General features: G+C 71.5%; 12 protein-coding genes and 2 pseudogenes. 1 reads left to right on the plus strand and 13 read right to left on the minus strand.

The window, feature by feature from the left end; genetic code table 11:
• Nucleotides 1-45 precede the first annotated feature (45 nt).
• Nucleotides 46-3789, minus strand: a complete 3744-nt coding sequence (locus tag OHB56_RS15960) for an ABC transporter ATP-binding protein (protein WP_406353991.1) — start codon at nt 3787-3789, stop codon at nt 46-48.
• Nucleotides 3790-4026: 237 nt separating this feature from the next.
• Here OHB56_RS15960 and OHB56_RS15965 point away from each other — a divergent pair, with 237 nt between their 5' ends.
• The gene (locus tag OHB56_RS15965) at nt 4027-4884 is read left to right on the plus strand and encodes an endonuclease I family protein (protein ID WP_406353993.1); all 858 of its coding nucleotides are present in this window, start codon (nt 4027-4029) and stop codon (nt 4882-4884) included.
• Between the two features lie 78 nt (nt 4885-4962).
• On the opposite strand, the gene OHB56_RS15970 is transcribed toward OHB56_RS15965, so the two are convergent.
• The 12 genes and pseudogenes from OHB56_RS15970 to OHB56_RS16025 form a co-directional block, all read right to left on the minus strand.
• A complete protein-coding gene (locus tag OHB56_RS15970; protein ID WP_406353995.1) occupies nt 4963-5793 on the minus strand; it encodes a phosphotransferase enzyme family protein in 831 nt (276 codons plus the stop codon).
• 170 nt (nt 5794-5963) lie between these two features.
• Nucleotides 5964-6518 (minus strand): GNAT family N-acetyltransferase, encoded by a 555-nt coding sequence (locus OHB56_RS15975; protein WP_406353996.1) that lies wholly within the window; start codon nt 6516-6518, stop codon nt 5964-5966.
• 91 nt (nt 6519-6609) lie between these two features.
• A complete protein-coding gene (locus OHB56_RS15980) occupies nt 6610-6993 on the minus strand; it encodes a VOC family protein (RefSeq protein WP_406353998.1) in 384 nt (127 codons plus the stop codon).
• Nucleotides 6994-7033: 40 nt separating this feature from the next.
• Nucleotides 7034-8254, minus strand: a complete 1221-nt coding sequence (locus tag OHB56_RS15985) for an RNA-guided endonuclease InsQ/TnpB family protein (protein WP_406354000.1) — start codon at nt 8252-8254, stop codon at nt 7034-7036.
• Between the two features lie 241 nt (nt 8255-8495).
• Nucleotides 8496-8576 (minus strand): annotated as a pseudogene (locus OHB56_RS15990) (AraC family transcriptional regulator); the annotation flags it as partial.
• A 201-nt stretch (nt 8577-8777) separates the two neighbouring features.
• Nucleotides 8778-9509, minus strand: a complete 732-nt coding sequence (locus OHB56_RS15995) for an alpha/beta fold hydrolase (RefSeq protein ID WP_406354002.1) — start codon at nt 9507-9509, stop codon at nt 8778-8780.
• A 34-nt stretch (nt 9510-9543) separates the two neighbouring features.
• A complete protein-coding gene (locus OHB56_RS16000; RefSeq protein ID WP_406354004.1) occupies nt 9544-10212 on the minus strand; it encodes an aminoglycoside phosphotransferase family protein in 669 nt (222 codons plus the stop codon).
• 94 nt (nt 10213-10306) lie between these two features.
• A pseudogene (locus OHB56_RS16005) lies at nt 10307-10414 on the minus strand (transferase); the annotation flags it as partial.
• Between the two features lie 65 nt (nt 10415-10479).
• A complete protein-coding gene (locus tag OHB56_RS16010) occupies nt 10480-11751 on the minus strand; it encodes an MFS transporter (RefSeq protein WP_406354006.1) in 1272 nt (423 codons plus the stop codon).
• Between the two features lie 83 nt (nt 11752-11834).
• Nucleotides 11835-13520 (minus strand): thiamine pyrophosphate-binding protein, encoded by a 1686-nt coding sequence (locus OHB56_RS16015; RefSeq protein ID WP_406354007.1) that lies wholly within the window; start codon nt 13518-13520, stop codon nt 11835-11837.
• Nucleotides 13517-14512, minus strand: coding sequence for an agmatinase (speB, locus tag OHB56_RS16020; RefSeq protein ID WP_355890061.1), 996 nt, complete (start codon nt 14510-14512; stop codon nt 13517-13519). The genes OHB56_RS16015 and speB overlap by 4 nt, the downstream gene beginning before the upstream one ends.
• A gap of 57 nt (nt 14513-14569) precedes the next feature.
• Nucleotides 14570-16030 (minus strand): sodium:solute symporter, encoded by a 1461-nt coding sequence (locus OHB56_RS16025; RefSeq protein WP_355890058.1) that lies wholly within the window; start codon nt 16028-16030, stop codon nt 14570-14572.
• Nucleotides 16031-16094: the final 64 nt, after the last annotated feature.

The following is a 16094-nucleotide window of genomic DNA, read 5'->3' on the forward strand; positions in this document are numbered from 1 at the left end:
GGCCCACCCCCTCGGGCCCACCCCCTCGGGCCCACCGCCCCGGGCTCACCGCCCCGCGCCGACCGGCTCCTCCGGCTCGGCCTCTCCGACGAAGGTCCGCCACAGCGCGGCGTACCGTCCGTCGCGGGCCAGCAGTTCGTCGTGCGTGCCGTCCTCGGCGACCCGGCCGTGGTCCATGACGACGACCCGGTCGGCGCGGGCGGCGGTGGTCAGCCGGTGGGCGACCACCAGCGTGGTGCGCCGTCCCGCCAGCCGGTCCGTCGCCTGGTTGACCTGGGCCTCGGTGGCCAGGTCGAGCGCGGCGGTGGCCTCGTCGAGCAGCAGGATGTCGGGGTCGACGAGTTCGGCGCGGGCCAGCGCGATCAGCTGGCGCTGTCCGGCGGAGAGGTTCCGGCCGCGCTCGGCGACCTCGTGCAGGTAGCCGCCCTCCAGCGTGGCGATCATCTCGTGCGCGCCGACCGCGCGGGCCGCCGCCTCGACCTCGGCGTCGGTGGCGTCCGGACGGCCGTAGGCGATGGCGTCGCGGATCGTGCCCGGGAAGAGGTAGGCCTCCTGCGGGACCACGCCGAGCCGGTGCCGGTAGGCGGTGATGTCGAGGTCTCTGAGGTCGGTGCCGTCGACGGTGACCCTGCCCCCGGTCGGGTCGTAGAACCGGGCCACCAGCTTGACCAGGGTGGACTTCCCGGCGCCGGTCTCGCCGACGAACGCGACGGTCTGCCCGGCGGGGATGCGCAGGTCGATGCCGCTGAGCGCCTCCTCCTCGTCCCCGTAGGCGAAGTCCACGTCCTCGAAGACGACCTGGCCGCGCAGGGAGGGCACGCCGAGGGGTTTCGCGGCGTCCTGGGTGGACGCCGGTTCCCGCAGCAGTTCCTGGATGCGGCCCAGGGAGACGGTCGCCTGCTGGTAGCCGTCGAAGACCTGGGAGAGCTGCTGCACCGGGGCGAAGAACAGGTCGATGTAGAGCAGGTACGCGACCAGCGCGCCCGCCGTCAGCGTCCCGTCGTCGACCCTGATCCCGCCCACGACGAGGACGGCCGCCGCGGCCGACGACGCCAGGAACTGCACGAAGGGGAAGTACACCGAGATCAGCCACTGGCCCCGGATGCGGGCGGCCCGGTAGCCGTCGCTGCGTTCGGCGAACCGCCGGTTGCCCAGCCGCTCGCGTCCGAAGGCCTGCACGATCCGCAGACCGGACACCGACTCCTGGAGGTCGGCGTTGACCGCCGAGATCCGCTCCCGGGCCAGTTCGTACGCCTTCACGCTGGCCCGGCGGAAGAAGTACGTGGCGAGGATCAGCGGGGGCAGTGTGGTGAAGACGATCAGGGCGAGCTGCACGTCGATCACCAGCAGGGCGACCATGATGCCGAAGAAGGTGACCACCGAGACGAACGCGGTGACCAGGCCCGTCTGCAGGAACGTCGACAGCGCGTCCACGTCGGTGGTCATCCGGGTCATGATCCGGCCGGTCAGCTCGCGCTCGTAGTAGTCGAGGCCGAGCCGCTGGAGCTGGGCGAAGATCTTCAGCCGCAGTGAGTACAGCACGCGTTCGCCGGTGCGTCCGGTCATCCGGATCTCGCCGGTCTGCGCCGCCCACTGCACGGTCACCGCGAGCAGGCCGAGCAGCGCCGACGCCCAGACGGCGCCGAGGGCGGCCTGGGTGACGCCGGCGTCGATGCCGTGCCGGATCAGCACCGGCAGCAGCAGGCCCGAGCCGGCGTCCACGGCGACGAACGCGAGGCTCAGGAGGAGGGGCCGGCGGAAGCCGCGCAGGAGGCGGCGCAGTCCGTAGGACTCCTCCGCCTGGACTGCCCGGCGCTCGTCGACGTCGGGGACGTCGTCGGCCGGGGGCAGCGCCGCGACCTGGGCGAGCAGTTCGGGGGTGGCCGGGCTGCCGGCCAGGGCGGTGTCCTTGGGCTCGCGGTCGCCGGTCCACAGGCGGGGGGTGACCCCGCGTTCGGCGTCGAACTCGGCGTCCAGCTCCGCGCGGACCGTGGTGTCGGCGGTGTCGTCCTGGCGGAGGGCGGCGGCCGGGTGGTGGCCCGGGGAGACGCCGCCCAGCTCGTCGGGGTCGGTGAGCAGCCGGCGGTAGAGGGCGGAGCGCCGCTGGAGCTCGTCGTGGGTGCCGATGTCGGCGAGCCGGCCGCCGTCGAGGACGGCGATGCGGTCGGCGAGGTTGAGGGTGGAGCGGCGGTGCGCGATCAGCAGGGTGGTGCGGCCGCGCATGACCTCGGCCAGCGCCTCGTGGATCTCGTGCTCGACGCGGGCGTCCACGGCGGAGGTGGCGTCGTCGAGCACCAGCAGGCGCGGGTCGGTGAGGAGGGCGCGGGCGAGCGCGACGCGCTGGCGCTGGCCGCCGGAGAGGGTCAGTCCGTGCTCGCCGACGGTGGTGTCGTAGCCGTCGGGCAGCTCGGTGATGAACCGGTCGGCCTGGGCCGCGCGGGCGGCGGCCGTGATCTGTTCCTCGGTCGCGTCCGGGCGGCCGTAGGCGATGTTGGCGCGCACGGTGTCGGAGAAGAGGAAGGAGTCCTCCGGGACCAGCCCGATCGCGGCCCGCAGCGACTCGGTGGTCAGCTCGCGCACGTCGTGCCCGCCGACGAGGACGGCGCCGCCGGTGGCGTCGTAGAAGCGCGGCAGGAGCAGCGAGACGGTGGATTTTCCGGAGCCGGAGGCACCGACGACGGCGAGCGTCTCGCCGGCCCCGATCTCGAAGGACAGGCCGTTCAGGACGGAGTGGCTCTTCCCGGAGGCGGTGTCGTACCCGAAGGAGACGTCGTCGAACTCGACGGTCGCGGGGGCGTCGGCGGGGAGCTCCTTGGTGCCGTCGGCGAGGGACGGCTCGGTGTCGATCAGCTCCAGGACGCGCTCGGTGCCGGCCCTGGCCTGCTGTGCGACGGTCAGTACGACGGCGAGCATCCTGACCGGGCCGACGAGCTGGGCGAGGTAGGTGGAGAAGGCGACGAAGGTGCCCAGCGTGATGTTGCCGCGTACGGCGAGCCAGCCGCCGAGGGCGAGCATCGCCACCTGGCCGAGGGCGGGGACGGCCTGGAGGGCCGGGGTGTACCGGGAGTTCAGCCGGATGGTCCGCAGCCGCCCGGCGAACAGCCGTCGGCCGACCTCGCGGAGCTTGCCCGTCTCCTGCTCCTCCTGCCCGAATCCCTTGACCACGCGCACCCCGCTGACGGCGCCGTCGACCACTCCGGCGACGGCGGCCGCCTGGGCCTGCGCGTACCAGGTGGACGGGTGCAGCCGGGTGCGGCTGCGCTTGGCGATCCACCACAGGGCGGGGGCGACGGCGAGGGCGACGGCCGTGAGCGGCAGTGACAGCGACGCCATGATCACGAGGGAGAGCACGAACAGCAGGATGTTGCCGATGGTCATCGGCAGCATGAAGAGCAGGCCCTGGATCAGCTGGAGGTCGCTGGTGGCCCGCCCGACGACCTGCCCGGTGGACAGCTCGTCCTGACGGCGGCCGTCGAGCCGGGTGATCGTCCGGTACATCTCGGTCCGCAGGTCGTGCTGGACGTGCAGGGCGAGCCGGCCGCCGTAGTAGCGGCGGACGAAGGTGAGTGCGTAGACGACGGCCGCGGCACCGATCAGGGCGCCCGCCCAGGGGGCCATGGCACGGGTGTGGTCGCCGATCACGTCGTCGATGATCACCTTGGTGACCAGCGGGACCAGCGCCATCACGGCCATGCCGCCGAGGGACGAGCCCAGGGCCAGCACGACGTCCCCCGGATGACGCCACGCGTACGCGCCCAGTCGTCGTGCCCATCCCTGCTGCGGTGTCACGCGGGTGCCCTCCGGTCGTTCCGATCATCCGATCGTCCTGATCTACCGGAAGGCACCAACACGCACCGAAGCGGATTTCATCCCTCCGTAACGTTTGGGCAGGTCGGTGTCACTCCGGAGAGACCTCCCTCCGCAAGGACGTCACGTAATCGACACCACATGTACATTCCTACAACTTCATGCGCATGTCACGATGCGGGAACCCTCATTCAACTCGCGTAGACGGGACACCCCCAGATGCTCGCGATACGCATGCGCACCCGGCGCCGGAAGGCGGTGGCGTTCGCCACGGCCGCCGCCCTCACCGCCCTCGCCGTTCCCGCCCTGACCGCGACCCCCGCCACGGCCACGACCGAGCCCCCGGTGACGGCGGCGGCCACAGCTACGGCGACAGCGGCGAACTCGGCCTACGACTCGACGTACTACAAGAACGCGATCGGCAAGACGGGGACAGCCCTCAAGTCCTCGCTGCACACGATCATCAGCAGCCAGACGAAGCTGTCCTACTCGGCGGTCTGGGACGCGCTGAAGGCCACCGACCAGGACCCGAACAACAGCAACAACGTGATCCTGCTGTACTCGGGGGTCTCCCGCGCCAAGTCCCTCAACGGCGGGAACACCGGCAACTGGAACCGCGAGCACGTGTGGGCCAAGTCCCACGGCGACTTCGGCACCTCCACCGGCCCCGGCACCGACATCCACCACCTGCGCCCGACGGACGTCCAGGTCAACAGCGTCCGCGGCAACAAGGACTTCGACAACGGCGGCAGCGCCGTCGCGAACGGCGGCGGCAGCCTCACCGACTCCGACTCCTTCGAGCCGCGCAACGCCGTCAAGGGCGACGTGGCCCGCATGATCCTCTACATGGCGGTCCGCTACGAGGGCGGCGACGGCTGGGCCGACCTGGAGCCCAACAACAACGTCAACAACGGCAGCGCCCCCTACATGGGCAGGCTCGCCGTCCTGAAGGCGTGGAACGAGCAGGACCCGCCGGACGCCTTCGAGCAGCGCCGCAACCAGGTCATCCACGACTCCTACCAGCGCAACCGCAACCCGTTCATCGACCACCCGGAGTGGGTCGAGTCGATCTGGTAGCCCGGTGACCCCCGTGGTGTTCGGCGACACCGTCCCGGGCGCCACGGGCGCCCCGCGTCCGCGCCGGCCCGGTCGTCATCAGCGGCCGAGTGCCGCCCGGATCCGGCCGAGCCACTCCGTGCCCAGCCGGCGCCCGTCGGGGAACTGGTCGTCCCGGTCCCAGCGCCATGCCGTGACCATCGCCGGCACGAGGATCCGGCACGCGCGCAGCACGTCCCGATCGACACCCGGGTAGTGCTCGCCGACCTCCTCGGGCGCGTGGGCGAGGTCGAACTCGACGGGCCCACGGCAACACGTCTCGAAATCTATGAACAGCGGCCCGTTCTCCGTGGTGAGCACGTTGCCCGGGTGCGGCTCGCCGTGCAGCAGCTGCTCGGCGCCGCCGCGCTCGCCGATCGCCCGTCCCAGGTTCCGCAACGTGTCGCCGAGCAGCTCCCGGTCCGCGTCGGCGAGCGCCGGGGTGCGGTCGCGGTCCGCCACGAGGTGCCGGGCCCGCTCGACCCGGTCCGTGAAGTGCGGCGTCGGGACGTCGAGCTCGCGCATGCCGGCGTGCAGCCGCCCGAGCGCACGGGCGTAGTCGGCCGGCGGGACCTCTCGGGGCGTCACGGGTTCGTAGTAGGTCCACAGCGTGACCACGAAGCCGTCCCGCTCGTGGACGCGTGGCTCCACCCGGGGCTCGAGGGCCGCCACCGGACACCCGGCTTCGGCGAGCCGCCGAGCGAGCTCGATCTCGAACCGCGCGACCTGCTGCGCCACGGGTGCCACCCGGGCCAGGACGTCACACGGCAGCAGCCGCAGGGTGAGCTTGTTCGAGTCGTGGAGAACGAGCGCGTCGTCGACGGTCAGACCGAGCGAGGATGCGGTCGACATGGCCGCGGCCACCGCGCGCGGGACCTCGGACACCTGCATCGTCGCCCGGTTCCTCTCCCTCGAGCGCTGCCCCGGCTCTTCGGGGGGCGCGGCCCGCGCACCGTACCAAGTCACCGATGGAGAGTCGCGCCGATTGTTTTCCGAGCACTGCCGGAACCGTGCGTCCGTACACGGCGATTCGCGAGCGGCCGTGGCCGGGGGCGCCGCCGTCAGGTGGCCGCCGCGTAGCACCGGACGGCCACCTTCTGCTCCGGGCTCCACTGCTGTTCGACCGTGGCCAGGAGCTGCCAGCCGAGCCGCTCGTACAAGGCCGCCGCCGCGGTGTCGGAGGCCACCACGTCGAGCACCGGATGCAGGCCGCGGGCCTTCGATTCCGTGACGGCCCGCGCCATCAGCAGCGCGCCGATCCCGTGGCCGCGGGCCCACGGGGCGACGAACAGCCGGCTGACCACGGCGGTCGCGTCGGTGCCCGTCCCCGCACGAGCGCTCCACAGCCCGGGGGCCGCGTCTCCCGCATCGCTCCGGGACAAGCCGACATGACCGGCGACACGGCCGTGCAGTTCCGCCACCCACGAGGCGACGAGCGAGGGCGGGGTGAGCCATGCCCCCGGGAGGGCGGGCCAGTTCACCGGATAGCCGTCGTGCTCATGAACCTCTGCCAGCACCCGCACACAGGCACCCAGGTCACGATCGGTCCGCGGTCGGGTACTCGGGCGGCGGGTGCTCGGGGGGACGTCCGCGCCGGACACGCTCTCGCTCTTCATCGCAGCATGGAAACACGGCCCGACGGTCCGCGGCCGGCGACTTCCTCAGCAGGTTCCGGCCGTGGCCCGCCCGGTGTCCGTGCACACCGTCTCAGGCCTTCGGCTGGGTGAAGCGGATGCGGTTGCCGAAGGGGTCGCGCAGGCCGCAGTCGATCCCGTACGGGCGCTCGGTGGGTTCCTCGGTGAACTCCACACCCTCCTCCAGCAGCCTCTCGTAGGTCTTGCGGCAGTCGTCCGTGGTGAGGATGAACCAGCCGCCCATGGCTCCCTTGGTCACCAGCTCGCGCACCTGCTCCGCCGTCTCCTCCGACATGGCCGGAGCGCCCGGCCTCTCCAGCAGGATCTGCCGCTCGGGGTGACCGGGGACGCCGACGGTCAGCCAGCGCATGAAGCCCATGTCGACGTCCGCGGTGACCTCCAGACCGAGCTTGCCGACGTAGAAGTCGAGGGCCTCGTCCTGGTCGAGGACGTACATCTTTGAATCCTCCCCTCCCTGAAGGGAGGGGATTCCTGGCTCAGGCCGCCTCCCGGAGCAGCGCTCCGGGAGGTCTTCCGCCGTCGGCACCAGCCGGGTGGAGACCAGCCCGGACGAGCATGACGCGTGCGGAGTTCTTGTCCCGTGGGGATGCGGTTCCGCAGGCGGTGCAGGTGTAGGTGCGCTCACCCAGCGGCAGTGCGTGCTTGGCTCTCGCATCGCAGTGCGCGCAGTCCATCGTAGTGTGCGCGGGATGTACGAGACGGATGTCCCGCCCGTGTTTGCGGCCCATCTCGACCAGGGCCGTCTTGGTGGCGCCGATGGCGGCGTCGGCTGCCTTGCGGGCCATGGTGGTCCTGGCCAGGAACTTCGGGCGGAAGTTTTCGACCGCGATGACGTCGTGGTCGCGGACGACTTTCTTGGCCCACTTGCGAGCGGTGTCCGCCCGCTGCCGGGCAATCTTCTGGTGGGTCTTCGCCCGCAGTGTCCGCGCCGTGCGGTAGCCCCTCGATGCGGGCTCGCCCTTCTTCGGCTTGCGGCGGGCCATCATCCGGTCGTACCGGGCCAGCTTGGTTCGGGCCTTCCTGCCGTGCTCGGCGTGCGGCAGGTCGTGCGCGTCGGACGTGGTGGTCGCGGTCACCTTCACGCCCCAGTCGACACCGAGGACGTGGCCGGTCTTAAGCAGGGGCTGGAGACGGGCGGGGACGACGAACGAGCAGTACCAGTGCCCGAGACCGTCCCGGTACAGGCGTACCGAGGACGGCTCGGCCGGCAGCTCCCGCGACCAGACCACCGTCAGGACGAGTCCGCCCGCTAGGTGCAGCCGGCCGTCCTTCAACCGGAACCCGCGTTTGGTGTAGTTGAGGGTCGCCAGTGCCTCGCGTCTGGTCTTCCACTTCGGCATCCCGGCCCGGCGCGCTGTGGGCAGGCGCTCCTCGATGTCCTTGTGCGCCTTGGCGCGGGAGCGGCCGAAGTCGCGGATGACCTGCTGCTGGGGAACCGACGAGCCCTCACGCAGCCACGGCGTACGGGCGCGGGCCTCGGTCAGCATCCTGTCGAGCCGAGCCGGGCCGCACGTGGCCTTCTGCCCGGTGGACTTGTTGTACAGGTGCACGGCCCTGGACTTGGCGACGCATTCGTTCCACACCCAGCGGCACCGGTCCCACTCCGCCGCCAGGACGGTGCGGGCAGCAGACGACACGCGCAACCGGTAGGTGTACCGGGCATGCCCGACCCCCGCCTCCGCCCCCACCTGCGCCACCTCGCCCCCTCACAGCCCCGCCGGGACACTCCGCCGCCCCAGGCCCTTTAGGGGACCATACGTGCGACAGCCGCACAGACGCCCCCCGATCCCGCAGTCACCACCCCCACCGGCGACCACAGGCACACGCGTTCGCATCACCCCGGCGACAGCACCAGCAGTACGGGCGCTCCGCGTCGGGACACCCGGATGCGATTCCTCCCCGGCATCAACGCCGGGGCCTCCTCGCAAGAAAAAGTGGCACATGCGCGATGCGCGCCAGGGCGGGGACGTCCATCGGCTGCGCGTAGTCCCGGTCCATCGCGTCCCGCGCCCGGAGCATGCGGCGGTTGGTCTCTTCGGTGGCACGGCTTACGCCGCCATCCCATCACGGCCCACCGCATCCGGGGCGACCGCGCACTGGTCTCCAGGCCCCTGCCGGTACTCCAGTGCGGTTTCGTGATGCACCCGGCGAGCTGTGGCTGAGCACCGCAATCGGCTGGTGGGTGTTCAGGGACGCCAGGTGGACCTGGTGATGTCGCGATCAGCTGACGGCAGGGAGCTGCCGAGCGAAGCGGCGGACGGCGTCGGTGAAGGCGTCTGGATCGTCGAAGTTCGCGAGATGCCTTGCCCGCGGGATCAACTCGACGCGAGCGTGGGGATGCGCACGGGCGAAGTCCGCCTCGCCGGACCGGAAGACGACGTCCTTCTCGCCGTTCAGGATCAGGACCGGAGCCTTCACATGACGCATCGCATCCGCGTCGAAACGTCCGAGCACCTCGCCCCAGGCTGCCGGCAGGGTATGGAAGGCGTAACCGGAACGGATGGTCGCCTCCACCACCTCTGGCGGATGGAGCCGCCGCAGCAACCGGTCGTTCCACTGGGCCAGCCGATCCGTCGGTATACGAGGGACCAGCCTGGCGACCCACCGATACGGCACTGCCCTGAGGCCGCGGGTGGAGGCGCTGGCTCCCGCGAGGATCAGCCCGCGCAGTTGTTCTGGACGACACCGCGCGAACTCCAGCGAGGCGTATCCGCCGAGCGAGTGCCCGACGACCAGAGCCGGTCCACCGCCGAGCGAGTCGACCGCGGAAGCGATGATCTCGGTCGCACTGCTCAGGCTCCAGGGTTGAGCCGAGCGTTTCCCGTGGCCGGGCAGGTCGACGGCGACCACCGGAAACTCGTCCCGGAGTGCGGCAAGTTGCACGCTCCACTGTCCCGCGCTGAAGCGCGTCCCGTGAACGAAGACCATGGGCACTGCATCTGCTACCGCCATAGCTCTCCCGAACCCGCCCCCGCCCGGCCACCGATCAGCAGTCCGGCTGCCCGGCCCGGCTGCCGACACGACGCCGCAGCCACGCCTCCTCCGCAAGCGTAAGGTACGGGTCGGCCAGCTTGGCTTCGGCCGCTTCCCGGATGCGTCCCGCAGGATCGGTCCGGCAGCCCTTGCGCACACTGTTCACCAGCAGACCCCGTCCCAGGCGGGCGGCCAGTCCGGGGACCTCCGCGCAGCCGACGGTCACCATGGTCATCGCCACGTCCGCAGCGGGATCACCAGCGCCCGCGTTGCGCCAGTCGATCACCACGGGGCCCCGCCGGGTCCGCAGCACGTTGCCCGGATGCAGGTCCAGATGCAGCACCCGGTCGTCACCTGCCGTCGCGAACCGCCGGGGCAGCCACGTCGGCGCCGGCAACGCATGCAACCGGTCGTGCAGGCCGCCCAGCGTCCGGCCGAGGGGTCCGACCCGCCACGGGCGCCGGAACAGCACATCCAGCATCGTCGGCCCGGTCAGCCGCTCCAGGACCATGTTGGTATCGATGATCTCGTACACCCTCGGCACGGGATACCCGCAGGCCGCCAGATGCGTCATCAACCGCGCTTCCAGTTCTGTTGGTCCCCCCTGCCGGTAACGCCGCAACGCCCTGGACTCGTCCAGGGCGTACACGTCAGCGTCCCGCCCCTGCCCGATCAACTCCATGCAGAGCAGTCTGTCCTGACGCCGTATCAGTGGCCAACAGTGCGAACGTCGACTGATGCGACACCAGGGCCGCGATCACCGTCGCGCGCAGGGCGTCGCAGAAAAAGACGTCGAAGGGTGCATGCCGCTCGAGCAGCCACCAGTCCCCGGTGAGGACGCTGACAGACTGGCCGTCCGCGAAGACACCGGCCGCTCGATCGGCGGGACAGCCGGAGAGCAACTGCCTCTGAGCCGGCGTCGACCGGGTATCCGGTGTCGACTCGTGCGCTAAGCCCTGTCCGCACCGTCCTGCCCTGTGCCCAGGGACGGCCGGGCGCGGAGCACGGAGGGGCGGGAGAGGACGGTCACCGTGGCGGACAGGGTGGCCAGGGCGGTGATCGTGAGGCCGGGGCCGAGGTGCAGGGCGAGGCCCCCGGCGATCGCGGCGCCGATCCCCTGCCAGGTCATCCGGCCGGCGGACTCCACGCCCTGGACCTGGCCGCGGACCGGGGCGGGTGTCAGCGCGAGGAGTTGTTCCTGGAGCGGCAGGGTGGCGGCGAACCCGGTACCGGCGACGCACACCGCTGCCGCCGCCACCATGGTGGGCGGGTGGGCGGCGAGCAGCAGGTACGGCACGGCGAGCAGCAGCCGCAAGGCGAACGCGCAGCGGCGTCGCCGGTCGGCGGTGAGCAGTCGCCCGACCGTCAGGTCTCCGAGGAGCATGCCGGCCGAGCTTGCGGCCAGGAGGACACCGGCGTGCTCCGGGTCGTAGGAGAGGAACAGCGCCTCGCAGCCGACGATCAGGCCGTTGGGCACCCACAGGTTCAGCAGCAGCGCACGCCTGCCGGGGTGGGAGAAGAGCTCGACGTTGGTCGTCCAGGTCCGGCGCAGTCCGGGGCGGGGGGCAGGACGCCCCGGATCAGCCGGGCGGCGGGTCGAGTGCTCCCGGACGGTCGTCGTCACGGCGACCAGCCCGAGCCCGGTCAGGACGGCGGCGACGGCGAAGACCTCGTGCGGGCTCAGGTGGCGCAGCAGGACCGCGCCGACGGTGAAGCCGAGGACGGCCGTGCCGCCCGAGGTGATGTTCATCAGCGACCGCGCGAGCACGTACGTGGAGGCCGGCACGACTTCGGCGAGCAGCCCCATCCGCGCTCCGGCGCCGAGGGACTGGAAGAACCCCAGCACCAGGAGGAGCCCGAACCGGGCTGCCAGTGGCAGCCCCGGAACCGCCTGCGCCGCGACGCCCGCCAGGGAGACGCACTGGAGCGTGACAAGGGTTCGGCGAGGACGCCTCCCGTCCGCGACCGACATCAGTGTCAGTGCGCCGAGCACCGTGGCGAACGTGGCGCCGTACATGCTCACGGCCGTCAGGAGCGGGGACCCGGTCCGCTCGTCGACCAGCGTGCCGAGTGCGAAGCCCGACAGGGTGCTCGCGGCGACCGTCAGCGTGAGACTGACGTACAGGCCGGTGAACTCACGGTTGCGGAGCAGGGCGCGGTAGCCGGTGGCGGGAGTCGCGGTGGAGGGGGAAGTGGGTGCGGAAGTGTCGTCGGAGGGCATGAAAAAAGCCTCCGGACGCACCCGCCAGGGGAGCTCCGGAGGCCAACTCGCATATTTTAGCAGGGTGTTCGGACAGCGGTCGTTCAGTCCAGGTGAGTGGGGGCGAACATCCGCAGGAGGGCCGGGAGGACGACCACGGACGGGCCCGGGGTGGCCAGGGCCTGTGTCAGGTCGTGCTCCAGGGTCTCGGGGGTGGTGCGTACGGCCGGGACGGCGAAGGACTCGGCGAGGGCGACGTAGTCCGGGCGGGTCAGTTCCGTGGCCGTGGGCTCGCCGAAGGTGTCGGTCATGTACTCGCGCAGGATGCCGTAGCCGCCGTCGTCGACGATCAGCCAGGTGACGTCGAGGTCGTACTGGCGGGCGGTGGCCAGTTCGGCGAGGGAGTACAGGGCGCCGCCGTCCCCGGAGACCGCCAGGACCGGGCGGCTGGGGTCGGCGACCGCGGCGCCGAGGGCGGCCGGGAAGCCGTAGCCGAGGCCGCCGGCGCCCTGGGCGGAGTGCAGGTGGTTGGGTCCCTTGGCGTCGAAGGCGGACCAGGCCCAGTAGGCCAGGATCGTCATGTCCCAGAAGGAGGGCGCGGTGGGGGGCAGGGCGCGGCGGACCGCCGTCAACACCTGCTGCTCCAGGGTCAGTTCCTGAGCGGCGATGCGGTCGGCGACCTTCGACAGCAGGGTGCGGACGCGTTCCGGTGCCGTCGTGTCCTCGCGCGGCTCCGCCGTCTCCAGCAGGGCCTGGAGGGCGAGGCGGGCGTCCGCGTGGATGCCGAGCGCCGGGTGGTTGGACTCCAGCTTGCCGAGGTCGGCCTCGATCTGGACGATCCGGCCGCGCGGCTTGAACGTGTGGTAGTTGGAGGAGAGTTCGCCCAGTCCGGAGCCCACCACCAGGAGGACGTCGGCGTCCTCCAGGAAGTCCGTCGTGTGGCGGTCCTCCAGCCAGGACTGGAGCGAGAGCGGGTGGGTCCAGGGAAAGGCGCCCTTGCCGCCGGGGGTGGTGACCACCGGCGCCTGGATCAGCTCGGCGAGCCGGCGCAGCTTGCCGGAGGCGTCCGCACGGACCACTCCTCCGCCCGCGATGATTGCCGGGCGGGCGGCGTTCGACAGCAAGTGGGCGGCCACCGCGGTCAGTTCGGGGCGCGGGGGCAGCTCGTCGGGGGTGGCGTCCATGGCCGTCACCTGCGGCAGGGCCGTCTCCTCGAGCAGGACGTCCTGCGGGATCTCGACCCACACCGGGCCGTGCGGCACCGTCAGGGCCGACTTCCAGGCCGCCGTGATCGCCGACGGGATCTGGGACGCCGTGCGCACCGTGTGGACGGACTTGACCACGCCCCGGAACGAGGCCGACTGGTCGGGCAGTTCGTGCAGGTAGCCGTGGCGGCCGCCGCCCAGCCCGGCCGTCGGGATCTGGCTGCTGATCGCCAGGACGGGGGCGGAGGCGGCCGCCGCCTCCTGGAGCGCGGGCAGGGAGGTCAGCGCGCCCGGCCCGGTCGAGAGCAGCAGGGGCGCCGCCTCGCCGGTCATCCGGCCGTACGCGTCCGCCGCGAAACCGGCGTTGTTCTCCACCCGCAGGCCGACGTACCTCAGGTCGGAGCGGCGCAGGGCGTCGAACATGCCGAGGGCGTGCTGGCCGGGCAGGCCGAAGACAGTGGTCGCGCCGAGCCCGGCCAGGGTCTCCACGACCAGGTCGCCGCCGTTGCGGCCGGGGGGAGGGTTGAGCGCGGCCTCCGTCTGGGCCGGCGTCGGGCGCAGCACCAGGTCGTGGTCGTGGGTCACTTGGCCGTGCCCTCCTTGTCGGCGTTGTCAGCGCGCGCCGCAGCGATCTGGCGGGACATGATCGTGGTCAGCTCGTACGCCGTGTGGGAGGCGGCGATCGAGGTGATCTCGGCGTGGTCGTAGGCGGGGGCCACCTCGACGAGGTCCGCCGAGACCAGGTTGCAGGAGGCCAGTCCGCGCAGGATCTCCAGGAGTTCGCGGGAGGTCAGTCCGCCGGCCTCGGGGGTGCCGGTGCCGGGGGCGTGGGCCGGGTCCAGGCAGTCGATGTCGATGGAGATGTACAGCGGGCGGTCGCCGATGCGCTGGCGCAGCTGGTCGGCGACCTCGTCGGCGCCCCGGCGGTAGACGTCCGCGGAGGTGACGATGCCGAAGCCCATCTTCTCGTCGTCGGTGAGGTCCTGCTTGCCGTAGAGCGGGCCGCGGATGCCGACGTGGGAGAGGGCGGAGGTGTCGAGGATGCCCTCCTCCACGGCCCGGCGGAACGGGGTGCCGTGCGTGTACTCGGCGCCGAAGTAGGTGTCCCAGGTGTCCAGATGGGCGTCGAAGTGGAGCAGGGCGACCGGGCCGTGCTTCTTGGCGACCGAGCGGAGCAGCGGCAGGGCGATGGTGTGGTCGCCGCCCAGGGTCATCAGGCGGGCGCCGGTGCCGAGGAGGTCGTCGGCGGCGGCCTCGACGGTCTCCACGGCCTCGTTGATGTTGAACGGGTTGACGGCGATGTCGCCGCCGTCCGCGACCTGGGCGAGGGCGAAGGGGGAGGCGTCCTGCGCGGGGTTGTAGGGGCGCAGCAGCCGGGACGCCTCGCGGATGGCGTTGCCGCCGAAGCGGGCGCCCGGCCGGTAGGAGACGCCCGAGTCGAACGGCACGCCCACCACGGCGACGTCGGTGCGGCCGACCTCGTCCAGGCGGGGCAGCCGGGCGAAGGTCGCGGGGCCCGCGTACCGGGGAACGCGGGACGAGTCGACGGGTCCGCGGGGCGTCTCGTTGCTACTCATGGGAAGCTGCCTTCTTTCCTACGTTTCGTCGCGTATGTACCTGCCTGCCCTGTGACTCTACTGGGAGACGGGGACCTCTTCGGACACGGGTTCGGGGGTGCGGCCGGCGAGGCGTTCCCGCCAGGCGGCGAGTACGGCCTCGTCGGTGGGCCTGGTCGCCAGGGAGACGACGACGTAGACCGCGAGGGACGACAACAGGCCATAGAGGATCGGCTCGTTGGACAGGATGCCGTAGGTCGCCATCAGGCCGACGACCGCCAGGCCGCCGACGGTGACGGCGGCGAGGGCGCCCTGCGCGGTGCCGCGCTTCCACAGCAGCCCGCCGAGGATGGGTACGAGGAGGCCGCCGACGAGCAGGTTGTACGCCACGGTGAGCGCCTCGACGACGTTGTTCAGCGCGATCGCCGTGCCGATCACGGCGAGGCCCATGAGGAGGATGAAGGCGCGGTTGCCCTTGACCTCGTCGCGGTCGGTACCCGGGCCCGTGGTGAGCCCGCGCAGCCGCGACCAGATGTCGTTGTTGGCGACGGTGGCGCAGGCGATCAGCGCGCCGGAGGAGGTCGACATCACGGCGGCGAGCGCGGCGGCCAGCACCAGTCCGCGCACCCCCATGGGCAGTTCGTCCTTGACTATGGTGGCGAAGGCGTCGTCGGCGTTGCCGAGGTCGGGGTAGAGGACCTTGGCCGCGGTGCCGATGACGGCGCCGGCGAGGGCGTAGACGAGGCAGTAGGTGCCGGCGACGGTGCCGCCCCACTTGGCGGTGCGGTCGCCGCGGGCGGTGAACACGCGCTGCCAGATGTCCTGGCCGATCAGCATGCCGAACGTGTAGATCAGCACGTAGGTGAAGATGGTCTCGCCGCCGATGCCCAGCGGGTCGAAGTACTCGGTGGGCAGCTGCGCCTTCATCTCGCTGAAGCCGCCCGCCTTGACCACCGCGATCGGCAGCAGCAGGAGCAGCACACCGATCGTCTTGACGACGAACTGCACCATGTCGGTCAGGGTGATCGACCACATGCCGCCGAGCGTCGAGTAGGCGACCACGACGGAACCGCCGAGGATGATCGCGAGGGTGCGGTTCATGTCGAACAGGACGTCGAAGATCGTGGCGTAGGCGATGGTCGAGGTGACCGCGAGCATCAGGGTGTACGCCCACATGACGACACCGGAAATGACGCCGGCCCGGCCGCCGTAGCGCAGGTCGAGCATCTCGGAGACGGTGTAGACCTTCAGGCGGGCGATGCGGGCGGAGAAGAAGATGGAGAGGGCCAGCAGGCCGAGGCCGATGGCGAAGACCATCCAGGCGCCGGAGAGGCCGTACTTGTAGCCGAGGCCCACGCCGCCGATGGTGGAGGCACCGCCGAGGACGATGGCGGCCATGGTGCCCGAATACATGGTGGGGCCCAGGCGGCGGCCCGCCACCAGGAACTCGCTCTTGGACTTGGCACGGCGCATGCCCCACCAGCCCATGGCCAGCATGGCGACCATGTAGAAGACGATGACCAGGTAGTCGACGGCCATGTCGGCCTCCTTCGCGCACTGTCGTCGGTGTGTCGTGCAGCTGGAAGTTGTCCGGTGGCTCGTC

The sequence above is a fragment of the Streptomyces sp. NBC_01635 genome, assembly GCF_045209715.1.
GTDB classification, from domain to species: Bacteria; Actinomycetota; Actinomycetes; order Streptomycetales; family Streptomycetaceae; genus Streptomyces; species Streptomyces hirsutus.